Genomic DNA, 15,712 nt, shown 5'->3' on the forward strand with positions numbered 1-15,712 from the left:
TTCAGCGCAGGGGCGAGGGTGGCTGAGCCTCGGCACGATCGAGTTCCTCGTCGAGTGCGAGCGCGGCGGCGATCAGGGCCAGATGCGTGAACGCCTGCGGGAAATTGCCCAACTGCTCGCCGGACGGCCCGATCTCCTCGGCGAACAGTCCCACGTGATTGGCGTAGGTGAGCATCTTGTCGAAGGCGTAGCGGGCCTGCTGCACCCTGCCGGTCCTGGCGAGCGCTTCGACGTAGAGGAAACTGCACAGGTTGAAGGTGCCCTCGGTACCGCGCAGACCGTCGGGCGAGGCCTCGGGGTCGTACCGGTAGACCAGGCTGTCGCTGACGAGTTCGTGATCCATCGCCGCCAGCGTGCTCGTCCACATCGGATCGGTGGGGGACAGGAACCCCATCCGGGGCATGAGCAGCAGCGAGGCGTCGAGCACGTCGGTCGCGAAGTGCTGGACGAACGCCTGCCGCTGCGGATTCCATCCGCGCTCGACGATCTGCCGGAAGACGGCGTCGCGTTCGGTGGTCCAGCGGGCGACGTCGGCGGGCCTGGCCTGCTCGGTGGCCATCCGGATGGCGCGGTCGAACGCGACCCAGGTCATCAGCCTGCTGTAGGTGAAGTCCTGCCTGCCGCCGCGGGTCTCCCAGATGCCCTCGTCGGGCCGGTCCCAGTGGTCGGCGAGCCAGTCGATGAGGTCGGTGAAAGTCCGCCAGCCGGTGATGCCGGCCATGTCCGTCGCCTGCGCCAGCGCGTCGGTCGCCTCGCCGTAGATGTCGAGCTGGATCTGGTCGGCCGCCCCGTTGCCGACCCGTACCGGCGCCGAGCCCCGGTATCCCGCCAGGTGGGGCAGCACGATCTCGTCGAGTTCCGGGTCGCCGTCGACCCGGTACATGATCTGCAGCGGCTCACCCGAGGCGGTGCCGCCCGCCTCGACGCGAGCGCGCAACCAGCGACGGAAGGCGAAGGCCTCCTCGGTGAAGCCGAGATCGATCAGGGCGCGCACCGACAGTGACGCGTCCCGGATCCAGGTGTAGCGATAGTCCCAATTGCGTTCGCCGCCGATCTGTTCGGGCAGTCCCATCGTGGCCGCGGCGATCGGGGCGCCGGTCGGGGCGTAGGTCAGCAGCTTGAGGGTGATCGCAGAGCGGTTGACCATGTCGCGCCAGCGCCCGCGATAGGTCGACGAGCGCAGCCAGGTCTGCCAGAAGTGGCGGCACCGGTCGAACTCCTCGACCATCGCGGGCCAGGTCGGCGCCGGCGAGACCGCCGCACCCGTGGGGACGGTGGTCAGCACGACGGCGGCCCGCTCGCCGGCGGACAGCGTGAACCGCGCGGTGACGTCCACCCGGTCGGCGTCGAGCACGATCGGATCGGTGGCCTGCAGGTGCAGATCGGCGACCGGGGAGCTGAAGACCGCGGTCCGCTCGTCGACGGTGGTGAGGGTGTGCTCGGCCCGCGCGTAGTCGAATCGGGGACGGCACGCCAGGGTGAACGTGAGACGGCCGCGCACCACCCGGGCGACCCGGACCAGCCGGTGCCGTTCGGCCGGCTCGGTGCCGGCGATGGGCGCCATGAAGTCGGCCACCTCGCCCACGCCGTCCGGACCGGCGAACCGGGTGAGCAGGACGGCGGTGTCGGGGAGGTAGAGCTGCCGGACCGTCATCGCGGCGGCGGTCGGGTCGACCGCGAGCGCACAGTGCCCGCCCTTCTCGCTGTCGAGCAGCGAGCCGAACACACTCGGCGAATCGAAGCGGGGCGCGCACCACCAGTCGATGGTTCCCGCGGTCGACACGAGCGCGGCGGTCTGCAGGTCGCCGACGATGCCGTGGTCGTCGATCGCGGGATAGGCGTGCACAGCCATCCTCAGCGGACCTTGTGCACCGGCGGCGGCGTCCAGGTGCGGTCGAGCGCGGCGGCGTGCGGCGCGTACAGGCGCAGAGTGATGCCGAGCGGACCGATGGGGGCGGGCAACCAGTTCGACTCGCGCTCCGGCCCGGGGTTGGTGTGCGAGATGTGGATGTCGAGGGAACCGTCGGGGTTGAACCGGAGGTCGTCGCGGTCGCCGATGGCGAAGCGGTCGAGCTCGTTGGGCGCCTGGAAGCCCTCCGCGTCGTACATGGTCACCGACCAGAAGGCGTCGACCGGCGGCAGCTCGCCCGCGTCGAAATGCAGGACGTAGTCGGAATCGCCTACGGGCGGTTTGCCTTCGGAGTCGGCGAGCAGCAGCGGATAGACGGCGTCCTCGGGTGGGTTGGCGCCGAGCCCGGCCTTGGCGATCGTCGCGCGGGCGAGATAGTCGTTGCCGTACACGCCGGTGGGGAGGGTGACCCAGCCGTCGACGGGCTGGACGAGGGTCCGCGGTGCCTCGGTGATGGCGGCTCGCGCGTCGGCCACGCCTGCGTCGATCCGGGCGAGGTCGGCGGCCGTGAACCGCGTCGCGTCGAAGGTCCGGCCCGGCACGATGCCCAGTGGTGCGATCCGCGCCAGCTGGGAGAAATCGGTCTGGTGCGGGGGATCGACCGCGAGCGCGTCGGTGGCCCGCCGGAAGAAGTCGGCCGCCGAGAGGGACTCGACCACGTGCAGCGGTTCCACACTGGTGTCGACCGTCGGATCGGGCGTGAACGGAGGACGCTCGCCGACCTCGCTGATCCGGAGTCCGTCCTGGAACGCGTTGACGGCCGCGTAGTCGGCAGGGCCGTTCGTCTGCGCCCGCGCGATGATCCAGACGTGGTGTGTGGGCGCGCGCAGGACCGGGATGTCGGCGGGTGGTTGCCCGGTGTAGCCGGGACCGACGAGCAGGTAGTCCTGGGGTTCGGTGCCGGTCGTGCGTTTGCCGGGACTGGCGAACACGTCGGTCCACGCGTCGAGCATCGGCAGCATGTAGTAGCGCTCGTCGCTGTCGGGCGTCTGCACGCGGACCGGGCCTTGGGTGAGATCGATCCAGGCGCTCGAGTACAGCGTGTCGAAGTTGGGCCGCACGACCGTCCGGAACGCGGCCCCGGGGAACTCGCGGATGTGGTGGAACCGGTTCGGCGGGCCGAAGCTCGGTTGCGATCCGGCGGCGCCGTTGATCTGCTGTCGCCGGGTTTCGGCGGTCGTCACCAGTGGGTACAAGTAGATGTACGCCTCCCGGCTCAGGGTGCGCAGATCGGAAGCCAAGACACTCATCGACCCCTCCATCGTCGGCAGTCCGTGCGGTCACCACTGTCTCGGTGCGGCAGTGGTGACCGATCTGGCCGACCTTAGGTCGCGGGGCGGCGAGGTCACCTCACCCGTTCAGGATGAGGTTCGGGGCAGGCGGCCGGGTCCGCGAGGCCCGTGCCGGTGACGAGGGGCAGGTCGAGGGTGGTGCGGATGCCCGGCGCCGCGGCCACGACGGCGGGGATGGCGTTGACCAGGCGCATGGCGGTGCCGACGAGGCTGGCGTGGTTGTGGTCGCCGTGATCGCTGAACATGGCCAGGTCGAGGGTGTAGTGCGGCTCGCCGGTGACCTCGACCCGATAGGACCCGCCGGCGCGGGCGGGCTGTGGCCAGTCGGGCGCGAGGTCGGCGCGCAGCCGGGTGACGTGCTCGAGTACGGTCACCGCCCGGTCGCCCACCATGCCGCGGACCTCGAAGCGCAGGGCGGCCGCGGTGCCCTCGGCGATGGTGCCCGAGTCGATGTCGAAGGTCTCCGGCGCGGGCAGCCGCTCGAAATCCTGGGTGACGGCATCGAGTTCGACACCGAGCCCCGCCGCGAGCTGGCGCACGACACTGCCCCAGGCCAGCGACAGCACCCCCGGCTGCAACAGCAGCGGCGTCTCGGTCATCGGACGGCCGAAGCCCATGATGTCGAACATGACCGCGGCGTTGTCGTAGGTCGAATAGTCGACGATCTCGAGGCAGCGGACCTGCTCGACCGCGCGACAGGTGCCGAGCAGGGCGAGCGGCAACAGGTCGTTGGCGAAGCCGGGATCGATGCCGTTGACGAACAGCGACGAACCACCCTGCGCGGCAGCCTGTTCCACGGGTTCGAGCAGGTCGGCGGGCAGCACGTCCCACGGGTACTGGAGGAACACCGGCGCGCTGGCCACCACATTGATCCCGGCCGCGAGCAGCATGCGCAGGTCCGCCAGCGCGTCCATCAGCCGGTTGTCGGTCATGGCCGTGTACACCACGCAGTCGGGGCGCGCCGCCAGGACCCGCGCGGTGTCGGTGGTGGCGAGAATGCCGGAGGCGGTGGGGATTCCGGCGAGCTCGGCGGCGTCGCGCCCCGCCTTCTCCGGCCCGGAGACGTGCACGCCGACCAGGTCGAGCCGGGGATCGGCCAGCACGCCCGCCAGCGCGTGCCGCCCGACATTGCCGGTGCCCCAATGCACTACACGATGCGTCATGGTCGTCCTCACAGATCGGGAAGGGGGATGGTGAGATTGGGGGCGATGAGCCCGCCGTCGACCTCGAGGACCTTCCCGGTGAGGAACGAGCCCGCGGGCGAGGCGAGGAACAGGGCGGCCGCGGCGATGTCCTCGGGCCTGCCGAGACGGCGCAGGGGAGTGGCCTGTTCCATCTGCCCGCGCATCTCGTCGTTGCCCGCCACGACCGCCAGCGCCGAGGTCAGGATCGAGCCCGGCGCGATGGCGTTGACCCGCACGCGCGGGCTCAGATCCATGGCGGCCGAACGGGTGTAGTGCGCGAGCGCGGCCTTGGCGGTCGCGTACGCGGCGAACGCGCGGCCGGGCAGCCTGCCCATGGTCGAGGTGATGTTGATGATCGAGCCACCGTCGGCGGTGTCGAGCATCTTCGGCACCGCGGCCCGCACCAGGGCGTGCGCGGTCCCGACATTGAAGGCGAACGCTTCGGCGAGATCGTCGGGCGCCGTGTCCAGCAACGGCCGCGGCAGCGCGCCGCCCACATTGTTGACGACGATGTCCAAGCGGCCGAACCGCTGCACCGCGGCCCCGGCCAACCCGGCGACGGCGTCGTGATCGGCCAGGTCGGCGACCACGACGTGCGCGGTGCGGCCCGCTGCCTCGACCTGGCCCGCGATCTCGCGGAGGTCGGATTCGGTGCGCGCGGCGATCACCACGTCGGCGCCCGCCTGCGCGAAACCGAGGGCGACGGCGGCGCCGAGCCCGCGGCCCGCGCCGGTGACGACCGCGACCCGGTCGTCCAGTCGGAAGTGGTCGAGAATCATGATCCCACCTTGTATGTCGAATATTCGACTAATCTGTGGCGAATAGTCGAGGCAGTGTAGGGCGGGCACGGCCGGGGAACAAGGGGTTGTCATGCCGGAATCCGCGTCACCGCCGACCCGCCGGGTCATCGAGGTGATGGAGTTGCTGACGCGCACCGAGCGCGCGCTGACCGCGTCCGAGGTCGCCGCGGCGCTCGGGCACGCCCGCGCCACCGTCATCGCGGTACTGACCGAACTGGTCGAGGCGGGCTGGGTGCGCCGCGACCGGCACCGTCGCTTTGCGCCCGGCCCAGGGCTGGCCGCGCTGCGTCCGGTCGCGCTCGAGGTGCCGGACGCGGTCGGTGCCGAGCTGAAGGCCCTGGCGGCCGCCGCGCGCTGCGGGGTGACGCTGAGCCGGATCGCCGACGGCAGGCTCACCGTGGTGGCCAAGGAGTACGCGGCCGGCGCGCGGATCCTGCCCGGACTCGCTGTGGGGCAATCGATTCCGCTGGGCTATCCGGCCGGCGCCGCCGTGATGCCGTGGCGGGCCGAGGCCGAACGGCGCGCCTGGCTCGCGAGCGCGACCGGCCCGGCGCGGCGGGGCGCGCCGGCGCTGCTGCGGTTCGTCACCACCCACGGGTGCGCGATGTTTCGTCCCGACTCCGACGACGCCGGGCTGGTCGACGTGCTCGCGGAGTTGCTCGGGGCGGTCGGCGCCGAGGTGGTGCAGCCGGAACTGCGCACGCGTGTCCTGCGTCAGCTGTCCCGGCTCACCGCGCGCCCCTATCGTGACGCCGACCTCGACAGCGCCGAGTCGCTGCCTGTCAGCTACCTGTCCGCGCCGGTGTTCGGCAACGCCGAAGCGCCGTACGAGGTGCAGATCGGCCCCCTGCGTGCCGCGGTCGGCAGGGCGGAGCGGGCGGACTATGTCACCACGATCCGCGCGGGCGCCGAGGCGCTGTCGGCGGCGCTGGCTGGGGCGGGGCGCGGTACGGGACCTCCTTGAAAGACGGATTCAGGTACTCGATGCCGAAGTGCCGGATCGTGCCCTGACGCAATTCCGTACTTTCAGGTACGGATCACTATTCGACACAGTATGGTCGACCTGACACGCAGCGACCGTCAGGAGGTCATCGGTGAAGAGCCCCACCGCCTTTCGCTACTGGGAAGCGCGCAGTACACCGGCCGTGCGCCGGATCGAACGGCTCTTCACCCGGGTGACCGGGCAGCGGCTTTTTCCCACCGACGAGCAGGCCGCCGCCCTGTGTGCCGACCTGTTCACCGGTGACCCGGTGGCCGAACGCTTCGTCGCCGAGGTGATGCACGGCGAGATCGGCCCGAAGGCGGGACGCCGGATGCTGGAGACCGCGCTGGCCGAGGGCGTCGACGCGGTCCCCGACGCGCCGGAATCGATGCGCGCCCTGTTCGCCGAGTTCGAGACCGTGCCCGACTGGGTGGTGCCCGCGCTGGTGGAACAGGGCGCGGCGATCTGGCGACGCTGGGGCACCATGCTGTTCAGCTTCGCCGGCGCCGAGACGCTCGAGATGTACACCGAGGCCGCGGTCGCGACGCCGCTGTCGCTGGCGGGCGGTTACGCGGGCGACAGCGCGCTGCGCCGGTTCCTCGAGACCGCCCGCTTCTGGATGGACGTCTCGGCCGAGGGCGCGCTGCTCACCCCCGGCTCGGCGGGCCGGGCGACCGCGCTCAAGGTGCGGGTCATGCACGTCTTCGTGCGGGCCAAGGTCGCCGAGCACCCCGAATGGGACATGGAGCGATGGGGTCTGCCGATCAGCCAGACCTATCAGATGCTCACCCTGCTCGCCGGGAGCGTGACGCCCGGCCTCGGCCTGTGGGCGCTGGGTTACCAGACGACGCCGTCGGAAATCCGTGCGCTGCTGCACTTCCAGAAGTACATGGGCCACCTGCTCGGGGTGCGGCTGCGCTGGTACCCGGAGACGGTCGGTGACGGGCTGCGGGTCCTGGCGATGACGATCGTCTCGCGCTCCTACGACTCCGGGGAGCACGGCCGCGAACTGATCGAGTCCTACCCCGCGGCCTTCGCGCCCCGTGACGGCCACCGCGGCCTGACCCGGTGGCGCGAAATGTACAACTACCGCATCAATTCCGTGTACTCGGCGATGTACATGGCGCCGGGCACCCGCCGCCGGTACGCCATGCCGCCCGCCTTCCCGTGGATTCTCGTCCCGATCCTGCGCTTTCCGCTGATCACGATGGTGGAGATCGTCCGCCGGGTCTGTCCGCCGTTCGCGCGGGCCCACGAGAAACTCATGCTCACCCACCGCGAGAACTGGTATCGCGCCCAGATGCGCGGTCGCGAAGCGGCCTTCGACGCCAGCGGCGCGTTGCGCCGATGAACCCACCGAAAGCAGCCATGACAGACATCGTCGAAGTGTGGAACGGACCGGGCCGCCGCGACGCGGTCCTCACCGAGGTCCGCCCCCACCACAACGGATTCCATCCCGCCGCGAGCCGACTCGCCTTCGAACACTGGTATTTCGACGCCCACCTCGACACCGGCCACGTGGTGATCGGCTTCCTGATCCGGCGCAGGCCGGAGGATCCGCCGTGGTCGCGGCCCTGGGTGGAGATGATCGTCTACGCCCCCGACGGCACCCGGCGGCAGGTCTCGCGCCGCTACCCGCACGCGGCCACCGCGTTCTCGCCCGACGCCTGCGACGTGCGCATCGGCGCGAACACCGCGCGCACCGAGCACGCCGGCGGCCTGCCGATCCACCATCTGCGCATGCGCGAGGACGGCATCGCCTTCGACCTGCGCTTCCACAACGAGGTGCCCAGCTGGATGCCCGGAAAGGGCGAGACCCGTTTCGGCGCAAGGGATTCCTTCGGGTGGATGGTCGGTGCGCCGCGTGCCGAGGTGCGCGGGTCGATCGAGCTCGACGGGGTGTGGCACGAGGTCACCGGGCGTGGGTATCACGACCACAACTGGGGCGTCGGCGACATGAAGAAGATCATCGAGCGTTGGCACTGGGGCAGGCTGTACGTCGCGGACTACTCCCTGCTCTACGCCTCGGTACTCACCCAGGCGCGCGCGGGTGGCCACGAGATCAGCCCGCTCATGCTCGCCCACGAGGGCGACATCGTGCTGTCCACCGGCGAGACCGAACTCATCGAGGGACCCGCGCGGTTCGACGAGACCGCGGGCCGCGCCCACCCCGAGTGGATCGAGCTGCGCGTCCCCGGTGAACTGGAACTGCGACTGGAGGTTTCGCGGGTCATCCACGCCCACGATCTGCTCGACGACCTGCCCGTGGTGCGGTCCCGGCTGATCAAACCGCTGGTGCGCCGGCTGGTCGGGCATCCCGGCTACTTCCGCTTCGAATCCGCCTTCACGTTGACCGTGCGTACCGGCACCGGCACCGAGACGCGCTCGGGCACGACCCTGCACGAACTCGTCGCGCTGACCTGAGGGCGGTTCATCCCTCGCCGCTGGTGATGAACCGGAAGAACTCGCGGCGCTGCTCCTCGGTCGGCACCGGCAGGTTCTGATTGCCGTGCACGAAACCGATTCCGGCGAAACACATCACGCCGGCGCGCAGCTCCGCCTGTGCCGCGGAGAATCCCATCTCGACGAGCGTGCCGGCGAGGGTGTGGAAGATGCGCTGGTCCAGTGCCTTCACCGCCTCGGCCACCTTGGCGTTGGTGCGCGCCCAGTCGCGCACCGCCAGCTCGACCTGCCACACCCGTTCCCCGGTGAGCAACTCGCCCATCCTGGTCAGCCGCTCCCGCGGGGGCAGTTCGTCGAGATCCTGGAAGCCGCGGGCCGCGTCGTTGTGGTCCGCGCACCAGAACTGCGCGGTGGTCTCGAGCAGCTGGTCGATACCGTCGAAATGCCAGTAGAAGCTGCCTTTGGTGACGCCGAGCTCCTCGCACACCTTGGCGATGGTGATCGCGGCGACGCCCTCGCGCAGCAGTATGCTCAAGGCCGCCGCGGTCCAGTCCTCGACACCGAGCCTGCGTGCCGCCCCGCGCGCCGAGGCCGCTTTGCGCTTGGACACCGGCGCCGGAGGCCGTGAATTCTCGGTCATGCCCACCTTCCTCCCGCCGCGCCGACCGTACTCGGACGTACAGTCGAACCTACCAAAGGGTATGGGCGTGTCACGGAATAAGTCGCGCGGCGGCCCGAGTTGCCTTCGGCATGACCAGAGATGATCTCGGAACATTCGGTGTGTGGCGCCATTTCCAGGGGTTCACGCCCGAGGCGGCTCGGGAGCTCGAAGAGCTCGGATACAGCGCGCTGTGGCTCGGCGGGTCGCCGCCCGCGGACCTCGGCGTGGCCGAATCGCTGGTGGCGGCGACCGAGTCGCTGACCATCGGCACGAGCATCGTGAACATCTGGACCGCCTCCGCCGCCGAGGTCGCCGAGTCGTTCCACCGGATCGACCAGCGCTTCCCCGGCCGTTTCCTGCTCGGTATCGGTGTGGGGCACCGCGAGGCCAACGGGCCGGGCGCGGTCAAACCGTACGACGCGCTGGTGGCCTATCTCGACGAACTCGACGCGGCGGGTGTGCCGAAGCAGGGCAGGGCGCTCGCGGCCCTCGGCCCGCGCGTCCTCGAACTCGCCCGTGACCGCACCGCGGGCGCGCTGCCCTACCTCGCCCCGCCGGAGCACACCGGGATCGCCCGCACGACCCTGGGCGCGGACGCGCTGCTGGTCGCCGAACAGAAGGTCGTCGTGGACGAGGACCCGGAGCGGGCCCGCGAGATCGCCCGGCGCATGGTGCCGATGTATCTGGGCCTGGTGAACTACGTCAGCAATCTGCGCCGGCTCGGCTTCTCCGAGGACGACCTCACCACGCCGGGCAGCGACCGGCTGATCGACATCCTCGCGCTGCACGGCACGCCCGCCGAGATCGCCGCCGGACTGGTGGCACACCTGGACGCGGGCGCCGATCACGTCGCGATCCAGGCACTGGACCAGGACTACCTCGCCGCCCTGCGCGCGCTGGCGCCGGAGCTGCCGTTCACGCGGTGACGTGCGGGGTCACTGACTCGGTTCGGGCAGCTGGCAGTCCGACACCTTCGGGTTGACGCCCAGATAGTTGAGCGGTCCCGCCACGACGGTCAGCGCGATCGTGCCCCAGGCCCCGCATTCGACCGGAGGGGTCGTGAAGTGGTCTCGCTGGTGTGCCGCGAGCAATCCGGCACCCAGCCAGACCAGCATGAGCAGCGAGAGCACCCGTTTGGTGGCTTGATGTGGGGGCTGAGCGTGAACTACTTCGCGGATCTCACGAGAACGTCTCCGTCGGTCGCGCATTGTCATCGCATCCTTCCCGTGTGCGATCATCACGCTCATACCTGGGTGAACTACGCCGACTTCGTGGATACCTCTGACCGTGCGCGGCCTGTCCATCCACTGTGCGGCCCCGCGCGCACGCCGTCAACTCGCCTCAGCTCTCCGCCGAGACCACACAGAACTCGTTGCCGTGCGGATCCCGCAGCACGGTCCAGGTGAAACCGGGCAGCGCGTGCTCGCCCACCACCTCGGCGCCGAGTCCCGTCAACCGGGCCACCTCCGCGGCCCGCGTCGAGGTCTGGAAGTCGATGTGTACCCGATTCTTCGCCACCTTGAACTCGGGCACCCGCTGAAAAGCGACATAACGCCCGTCCCCGATCCCCACCCCCGGCGGCGCGATCATCACGTAGTCCCCGGTGTCGGCGAGCGTCACGTACCCGAGCGCCGCCCGCCAGAACCCGGCCAGCTCGGCAGGATCATTGCTGTCGATCGTCACCCCTGCGAAAACGATGCCGTCGCCCATCCCGCGACGTTAGCCCACAGCGGGCGGCGCAGCGGCTTTCCCGTCATCTCGGCGCGTGGGCCGGGCTCAGGGTCACCGTGGCGCGGAGGCCGCCTTCGGGGCGGGGAGTGAGGGTGAGGGTGCCGGCGTGGGCGCGGACGATGCTGTCGACGATCGCCAGGCCGAGGCCGACGCCGGCGTCGTGGGTGCGGACGCGGGCGGCGCCGCGCTGGAACGGTTCGATCAGGGTGGACACCATCGGGGCGGGCAGGATGTCGCCGGTGTTCTCGACGACGAGTTCCGCGGTGGCCGCGTCGACGCGGGTCGTGATCCACACGCTGCCGCCCGGCAGATTGTGCACGATCGCGTTGTGCAGCAGGTTCGTGGTCATCTGCAGCAGCAGTGCCTGCGAGCCGAGCGCCCGCGCCTGCGGACCGGCGATCTCGACGGTGATGCCGTGGCGTTCCGCCAGGGGGAGAAGGGTTTCGGTGGCTTCCTCGGCCAGCAGCGACAGGTCGACGGGTTCACGGGCGAAGGATCGCTGATCGGCGCGACTCAGGACGAGCAGGGCCTCGGTCAGGTCGATCGCGCGGGTGTTGACGGCGGCGAGGCGGTCCAGCAGCTGGGTGATGTCGCGATCGGGATCGCCGCGGGCCACGTCGAGCAGGGTGCGGGTGATCGCCAGCGGGGTGCGCAGTTCGTGCGAGGCGTTGGCGGCGAAGCGCTGTTCCTCGGCGACGTGCGCGTGCAGCCGGGCCAGCATGTCGTCGAAAGCGTCGGCGAGTTCACGGAATTCGTCGCTGCGGCCGGGCAGCGCGATCCGGTGCGTGAGCGACCCGGTCGCGGCCAGCCGGGTCGCTGCGGTGATCTGGGCCAGCGGCCGCAGCATCCAGCCCGCGAGGAACCAGCCGCCGACCAGCCCGACCACGAGCAGCCCGGCGAGCACGGCCGCCACGAACGGGACGAAGGCGCGGATCAGGCGGGTGCGGTCGATGTCGAGCGAGCCGGTGGTGTGGATGACATCGATGCGGGGCAGCAGCACGACATAGAAGGCGAAGACGGCCGCGATCATCATGGCGCCGACGACCACGATCACGGCGGCATAGCTGAGCGCGAGCTTGAGCCGGACGCTCAGCCCCGGCTCTCTACTCATGTGCACCGTCCGTCGCGCTGATGCGATAGCCGACACCGGGGACCGTCGCGATGATCCAGGGCTGCCCGAGTCGCTTGCGCAGCGCGGAGACGGTGATGCGGACCGCGTTGGTGAACGGGTCGGCGTTCTCGTCCCAGGCCCGCTCCAGCAGCTCCTCGGCGCTGACCACACCTCCTTCGGCGGCCACGAGCACCTCGAGTACCGCGAACTGTTTGCGCGTCAGCGCGATGTAGCGGCCGTCGCGGTACACCTCGCGACGGAACGCGTCGACGCGCAGGCCCGCGATCTCGCGCACCGGCGGTCGATGGTGGCCGCGCCGCCGGTCCAGGGCACGCAGCCGCAGGACGAGCTCGCGCAGGTCGAAGGGCTTGGTGAGATAGTCGTCGGCGCCGAGCGCGAAGCCGGACTCCTTGTCGTCGAGCCGCGCGGCGGCGGTGAGCATCAGGATCGCCGTGCCCGCGCCCGCGGCGACGATGCGTTCGGCGACCTCGTCCCCGGACGGGCCGGGGATGTCGCGGTCGAGCACCGCGATGTCGTAGCTGTTGACGCTCAGCAGTTCCAGCGCCGTGTCACCGTCGCCGGCGATGTCGGCGGCGATCGCCTCCAGGCGCAGGCCATCACGGATGGCCTCGGCCATCAGGGGTTCGTCCTCGACGATCAGTACGCGCATAGCAGCTCGATTCTTCCCGTCCGGGCATATCGCCGGCGTATCGAAAACCGCATACGCCCCGGCAACGCCACTGTGCCTTGACTGAATGCATGAATACCAGCCGACCAGCACGAACCGTGCGTTCTCGTCGCCGATCCGCCAGTCTGACCGCCGCCGTGCTCGTGAGCGCGGCGGCCGCCGGCGTCCTCGTCCTCCAGTCGCAGGCGTCGCTGTCCTTCTCGACCGCCCGCTCGCTCGGCGAGCTCGTCGACCGCACGCCGCCCGGCATCACGGTCTTCGACGACGTGCCCGCCGTCAGCAATCTCGATCCCGACCTGCGCGCGGCGCTGCGCCGCGCGGCGGGCGACGCCGCGTCGGACGGCGTGGAGTTCGTCGTCAACAGCGGCTGGCGGTCGGCGAGTCATCAGGAACGGCTGCTGCGCGAGGCGGTCGAGCAGTACGGCTCGTACGCCGAAGCCGCCCGCTGGGTGGCCACGCCGACGACCTCGGCGCACGTGTCCGGCGAGGCGGTCGACATCGGGCCGGCGCAGGCCGCGCAGTGGCTGTCGGCCTACGGCGCCGCGTACGGCCTGTGCCAGATCTACGCCAACGAACCCTGGCACTTCGAACTGCGCCCCGACGCCGCCGAGCAGGGGTGCCCGGCACTCTACGCAGACCCCACGCAGGACCCGAGGATGCAGCAGTGATCGGCACGGTCCAGGCTCCGGCTCCGGTGACCGCGGCACCCGGTTGGTCGCCGCTCACCCGCCTCGCCTTCCGGTTCTGCGTCGTCTATTGCACCCTCCACTGCCTGCTCGTCACCTACCTCTGGTTCCCCCTGCTCGGACTGCTCGGGCGCTGGATCCGCGAGTATCCGGGGCCGTGGAACACCCCGTTCACCGACCCCGTCACCGGATGGGTGGGCCGCACCGTCTTCGGGGTCGACGCGGTGCTGCGCACCGATTCCGGCGCAGGCGACCAGCGCGCCATGTGGGTGCTGTCGTTCTGCCTGCTCGTGGTCGCCGGTGTGGCCGCCCTCGTCTGGACGGCGCTGGACCGCCGTGCCGAGTATCCCCGGCTGTGGGCCTGGTTCACGCTGATGCTGCGGCTGTGCCTGGGCGCGATGATGCTGAGCTTCGGTTTCGCCAAGCTGTTCCCCACCCAGATGCCGTTGCCGAGCCTGGCCCAGTTGCTGCAGCCCTACGGGGATCTGAGCCCGGCCTCGGTGCTGTGGTTGCAGGTCGGCAGCTCGCCCGTGTACGAAATGGCGCTGGGCGCGGTGGAAGTCGTGGCGGGACTGCTGCTGTTCGTGCCGCGGACCGCGGTGCTCGGCGCGGTGCTGACCGGCGCGAGCATGGCCCAGGTCCTGCTGCTGAACATGACCTTCGACATCCCGGAGAAGCTGCTGGCCGGGCACCTGCTGGTGTTCAGTCTGGTCCTGCTCGCCCCGTATCTGCGGCGGCTGGTCGGGGTGTTCGTGCTCGAGCGCGCGTGCGCGCCGCTCAGCACGCCCGCGCTGTTCACCGCCGAACGGAACAACCGGATCGCGGCATGGCTGCAGCTCGCCCTCGGGCTGTGGGTCGCGCTCGGCTGCGGGTACGACCGCGCGGTGGTGTGGCAGGAGCAGTACAGCGCGCACAGCCCGAAATCCGAGCTGTACGGAATCTGGGACGTCGTGGAGTTCACCAGCGACGGACAGCCGCGCCCGCCGCTGACCACCGACGAGAGCCGCTGGCAGCGCGTGGTGTTCGATCGCCCCGGCACCGCGACCTATCAGCGGATGAACGGAGAGCTGGTCCCGGTGGGCGCCGAATTCGGGCCGTCCCGGCAACTCGAACTCTCGACCGCCGACGCGCGGCCGTTCGCGGTCCTGTCTCCCGAGCAGCCCGATGCGGACCGGCTCCTGCTGCGTGGAACACTGGACGGCCACGAGGTGGTGATCACCCTGCAGCGCCGGGATCCCGACAGCTTCACCCTGCGCAACCGGGGATTCCACTGGGTACAGGACTATCCGTACTTCCGCTGAGCGGCGGAGGTTCACCGCCGGGATCCCCGGCGGTACCGGGGCGAATCTTGTACTGTCACAACCGATCAGATGAGCCGCTGCTGGTGGATGCTGTTCCGGGGCGGTGATGCTGTCCCCACCTGTGAAGGAGTGAGCACCATGGCAGACGTCCAAACACCGGTCATCCGCACCGACATCCCGCACTCGGCGCGGATCTGGAACTACTGGATGGGCGGGAAGGACCACTACGAGATCGACAAGGTCGCCGGCGACGCGGGCCTGGCCGTCGATCCCGAGATCTCCACCATGGCCGTGCAGTCGCGGCAGTTCCTCATCCGCGCGGTGGGCCACCTGTCGCGCGAACACGGCATCCGCCAGTTCCTCGACATCGGCACCGGCCTGCCCACCATGCAGAACACCCACGAAGTCGCGCAGAGCATCAACGCCGACGCGCGCGTGGTGTACGTGGACAACGATCCGCTGGTCCTCACCCACGCCCGCGCCCTGCTCACCAGCACCACTCCCGAGGGCGTCACCACCTACATCGACGCCGATTTCCACGATCCCGAACAGATCGTGGCCGACGCCCGCAACGTGCTGAACTTCAACGAGCCGATCGCCGTCATGTTCATGGGCGTCCTCGGCCACGCCCGCACCTACGACGATCTGCTGCGCATCGTCCGCACCGTGGTCGGCGCCGTGCCCTCGGGCAGCTACCTGATCATGTGGGACGGCACCGACGACAGCCAGGCCTATGTCACGCTGTGCGAGAACTACACCGGCACCGGCGGCACCCCGTACATCCCGCGGCCGCAGGCCCAGATCCGCGCGGTCTTCGATGGGCTGGAACTGGTGGAGCCCGGCTTCACCTCGATCACCCAGTGGCGCGCGGAGGCGACCGAAGTCGGTTCGGTGCAGCCGATCTCGGCCTACGGGGCCGTCGGCCGCAAGCCCTGATCGCAGGGGGCCGAAAGGCGTGTCACCG

The 15,712-nt window shown here is 70.2% G+C and carries 16 protein-coding genes; 7 read left to right on the forward strand and 9 right to left on the reverse strand.

Annotated features, from left to right (window positions below; all coding sequences use genetic code 11):
- Nucleotide 1: 1 nt before the first annotated feature.
- The 4 genes from DFR69_RS16650 to DFR69_RS16665 form a co-directional block, all read right to left on the reverse strand.
- Nucleotides 2-1,852, reverse strand: a complete 1,851-nt coding sequence (locus DFR69_RS16650) for a glycoside hydrolase family 15 protein (protein WP_244198299.1) — start codon at nt 1,850-1,852, stop codon at nt 2-4.
- 2 nt (nt 1,853-1,854) lie between these two features.
- Nucleotides 1,855-3,159, reverse strand: a complete 1,305-nt coding sequence (locus DFR69_RS16655; RefSeq protein WP_110038645.1) for a DUF1254 domain-containing protein — start codon at nt 3,157-3,159, stop codon at nt 1,855-1,857.
- A gap of 95 nt (nt 3,160-3,254) precedes the next feature.
- Complete coding sequence (locus DFR69_RS16660; protein WP_110038478.1) at nt 3,255-4,364, reverse strand: NAD(P)H-dependent amine dehydrogenase family protein; 1,110 nt, start codon at nt 4,362-4,364, stop codon at nt 3,255-3,257.
- An 8-nt stretch (nt 4,365-4,372) separates the two neighbouring features.
- Entirely contained in the window at nt 4,373-5,164 is a 792-nt protein-coding gene (locus tag DFR69_RS16665; protein WP_110038479.1) for an SDR family oxidoreductase, read from the reverse strand.
- 91 nt (nt 5,165-5,255) lie between these two features.
- Between DFR69_RS16665 and DFR69_RS16670 the strand changes: the two genes are divergently transcribed.
- From DFR69_RS16670 to DFR69_RS16680, 3 genes are all read left to right on the forward strand, one after another.
- A complete protein-coding gene (locus DFR69_RS16670) occupies nt 5,256-6,149 on the forward strand; it encodes a helix-turn-helix domain-containing protein (protein ID WP_110038480.1) in 894 nt (297 codons plus the stop codon).
- Between the two features lie 130 nt (nt 6,150-6,279).
- Nucleotides 6,280-7,518: an oxygenase MpaB family protein gene (locus DFR69_RS16675; protein ID WP_110038481.1), complete on the forward strand. Its 1,239-nt coding sequence runs from the start codon at nt 6,280-6,282 to the stop codon at nt 7,516-7,518.
- 17 nt (nt 7,519-7,535) lie between these two features.
- Nucleotides 7,536-8,591, forward strand: a complete 1,056-nt coding sequence (locus DFR69_RS16680) for a lipocalin-like domain-containing protein (protein ID WP_186817485.1) — start codon at nt 7,536-7,538, stop codon at nt 8,589-8,591.
- Between the two features lie 7 nt (nt 8,592-8,598).
- Here the strand turns inward: DFR69_RS16680 and DFR69_RS16685 are convergent, their stop codons facing one another.
- Nucleotides 8,599-9,210 carry a TetR/AcrR family transcriptional regulator gene (locus DFR69_RS16685; RefSeq protein ID WP_110038483.1) on the reverse strand — a complete coding sequence of 204 codons (612 nt, stop codon included), beginning with the start codon at nt 9,208-9,210 and terminating at the stop codon, nt 8,599-8,601.
- Nucleotides 9,211-9,320: 110 nt separating this feature from the next.
- Between DFR69_RS16685 and DFR69_RS16690 the strand changes: the two genes are divergently transcribed.
- On the forward strand, nt 9,321-10,157 hold the full coding sequence (locus DFR69_RS16690; protein ID WP_110038484.1) for an LLM class F420-dependent oxidoreductase: 837 nt from the start codon (nt 9,321-9,323) through the stop codon (nt 10,155-10,157).
- A 9-nt stretch (nt 10,158-10,166) separates the two neighbouring features.
- Here DFR69_RS16690 and DFR69_RS16695 read toward each other — a convergent pair whose 3' ends face one another.
- From DFR69_RS16695 to DFR69_RS16710, 4 genes are all read right to left on the reverse strand, one after another.
- A complete protein-coding gene (locus DFR69_RS16695) occupies nt 10,167-10,346 on the reverse strand; it encodes a hypothetical protein (protein ID WP_110038646.1) in 180 nt (59 codons plus the stop codon).
- A 226-nt stretch (nt 10,347-10,572) separates the two neighbouring features.
- Nucleotides 10,573-10,941, reverse strand: a complete 369-nt coding sequence (locus DFR69_RS16700; RefSeq protein WP_110038485.1) for a VOC family protein — start codon at nt 10,939-10,941, stop codon at nt 10,573-10,575.
- A 43-nt stretch (nt 10,942-10,984) separates the two neighbouring features.
- Nucleotides 10,985-12,073, reverse strand: coding sequence for a sensor histidine kinase (locus tag DFR69_RS16705; protein WP_110038486.1), 1,089 nt, complete (start codon nt 12,071-12,073; stop codon nt 10,985-10,987).
- The gene (locus DFR69_RS16710) at nt 12,066-12,743 is read right to left on the reverse strand and encodes a response regulator transcription factor (RefSeq protein WP_110038487.1); all 678 of its coding nucleotides are present in this window, start codon (nt 12,741-12,743) and stop codon (nt 12,066-12,068) included. Before DFR69_RS16710 ends, DFR69_RS16705 begins: the two co-directional genes overlap by 8 nt.
- 89 nt (nt 12,744-12,832) lie before the next feature.
- On the opposite strand from DFR69_RS16710, the gene DFR69_RS16715 reads away from it, so the two are divergent.
- The 3 genes from DFR69_RS16715 (at nt 12,833) to DFR69_RS16725 (ending at nt 15,684) form a co-directional block, all read left to right on the forward strand.
- Nucleotides 12,833-13,429, forward strand: a complete 597-nt coding sequence (locus tag DFR69_RS16715) for a M15 family metallopeptidase (RefSeq protein WP_110038647.1) — start codon at nt 12,833-12,835, stop codon at nt 13,427-13,429.
- Complete coding sequence (locus tag DFR69_RS16720; RefSeq protein ID WP_308633270.1) at nt 13,429-14,748, forward strand: DoxX family protein; 1,320 nt, start codon at nt 13,429-13,431, stop codon at nt 14,746-14,748. The genes DFR69_RS16715 and DFR69_RS16720 overlap by 1 nt, the downstream gene beginning before the upstream one ends.
- 138 nt (nt 14,749-14,886) lie before the next feature.
- Nucleotides 14,887-15,684 carry an SAM-dependent methyltransferase gene (locus DFR69_RS16725; protein WP_110038648.1) on the forward strand — a complete coding sequence of 266 codons (798 nt, stop codon included), beginning with the start codon at nt 14,887-14,889 and terminating at the stop codon, nt 15,682-15,684.
- The last annotated feature ends 28 nt before the right edge of the window (nt 15,685-15,712 follow it).

This window comes from Nocardia neocaledoniensis, from assembly GCF_003182135.1.
Classification (GTDB): Bacteria; Actinomycetota; Actinomycetes; order Mycobacteriales; family Mycobacteriaceae; genus Nocardia; species Nocardia neocaledoniensis.

Excerpts from the sequence above, each read along its gene's own strand:
- DFR69_RS16650 (WP_244198299.1), bottom strand. The coding sequence starts at position 1,852 with ATGGCTGTGCACGCCTATCCCGCGATCGACGACCACGGCATCGTCGGC.
- DFR69_RS16655 (WP_110038645.1), bottom strand. The coding sequence starts at position 3,159 with ATGAGTGTCTTGGCTTCCGATCTGCGCACCCTGAGCCGGGAGGCGTAC.
- DFR69_RS16660 (WP_110038478.1), bottom strand. The coding sequence starts at position 4,364 with ATGACGCATCGTGTAGTGCATTGGGGCACCGGCAATGTCGGGCGGCAC.
- DFR69_RS16665 (WP_110038479.1), bottom strand. The coding sequence starts at position 5,164 with ATGATTCTCGACCACTTCCGACTGGACGACCGGGTCGCGGTCGTCACC.
- DFR69_RS16670 (WP_110038480.1), top strand. The coding sequence starts at position 5,256 with ATGCCGGAATCCGCGTCACCGCCGACCCGCCGGGTCATCGAGGTGATG.
- DFR69_RS16680 (WP_186817485.1), top strand. The coding sequence starts at position 7,536 with ATGACAGACATCGTCGAAGTGTGGAACGGACCGGGCCGCCGCGACGCG.
- DFR69_RS16685 (WP_110038483.1), bottom strand. The coding sequence starts at position 9,210 with ATGACCGAGAATTCACGGCCTCCGGCGCCGGTGTCCAAGCGCAAAGCG.
- DFR69_RS16690 (WP_110038484.1), top strand. The coding sequence starts at position 9,321 with ATGACCAGAGATGATCTCGGAACATTCGGTGTGTGGCGCCATTTCCAG.
- DFR69_RS16695 (WP_110038646.1), bottom strand. The coding sequence starts at position 10,346 with ATGCTGGTCTGGCTGGGTGCCGGATTGCTCGCGGCACACCAGCGAGAC.
- DFR69_RS16700 (WP_110038485.1), bottom strand. The coding sequence starts at position 10,941 with ATGGGCGACGGCATCGTTTTCGCAGGGGTGACGATCGACAGCAATGAT.
- DFR69_RS16705 (WP_110038486.1), bottom strand. The coding sequence starts at position 12,073 with ATGAGTAGAGAGCCGGGGCTGAGCGTCCGGCTCAAGCTCGCGCTCAGC.
- DFR69_RS16710 (WP_110038487.1), bottom strand. The coding sequence starts at position 12,743 with ATGCGCGTACTGATCGTCGAGGACGAACCCCTGATGGCCGAGGCCATC.
- DFR69_RS16715 (WP_110038647.1), top strand. The coding sequence starts at position 12,833 with ATGAATACCAGCCGACCAGCACGAACCGTGCGTTCTCGTCGCCGATCC.
- DFR69_RS16725 (WP_110038648.1), top strand. The coding sequence starts at position 14,887 with ATGGCAGACGTCCAAACACCGGTCATCCGCACCGACATCCCGCACTCG.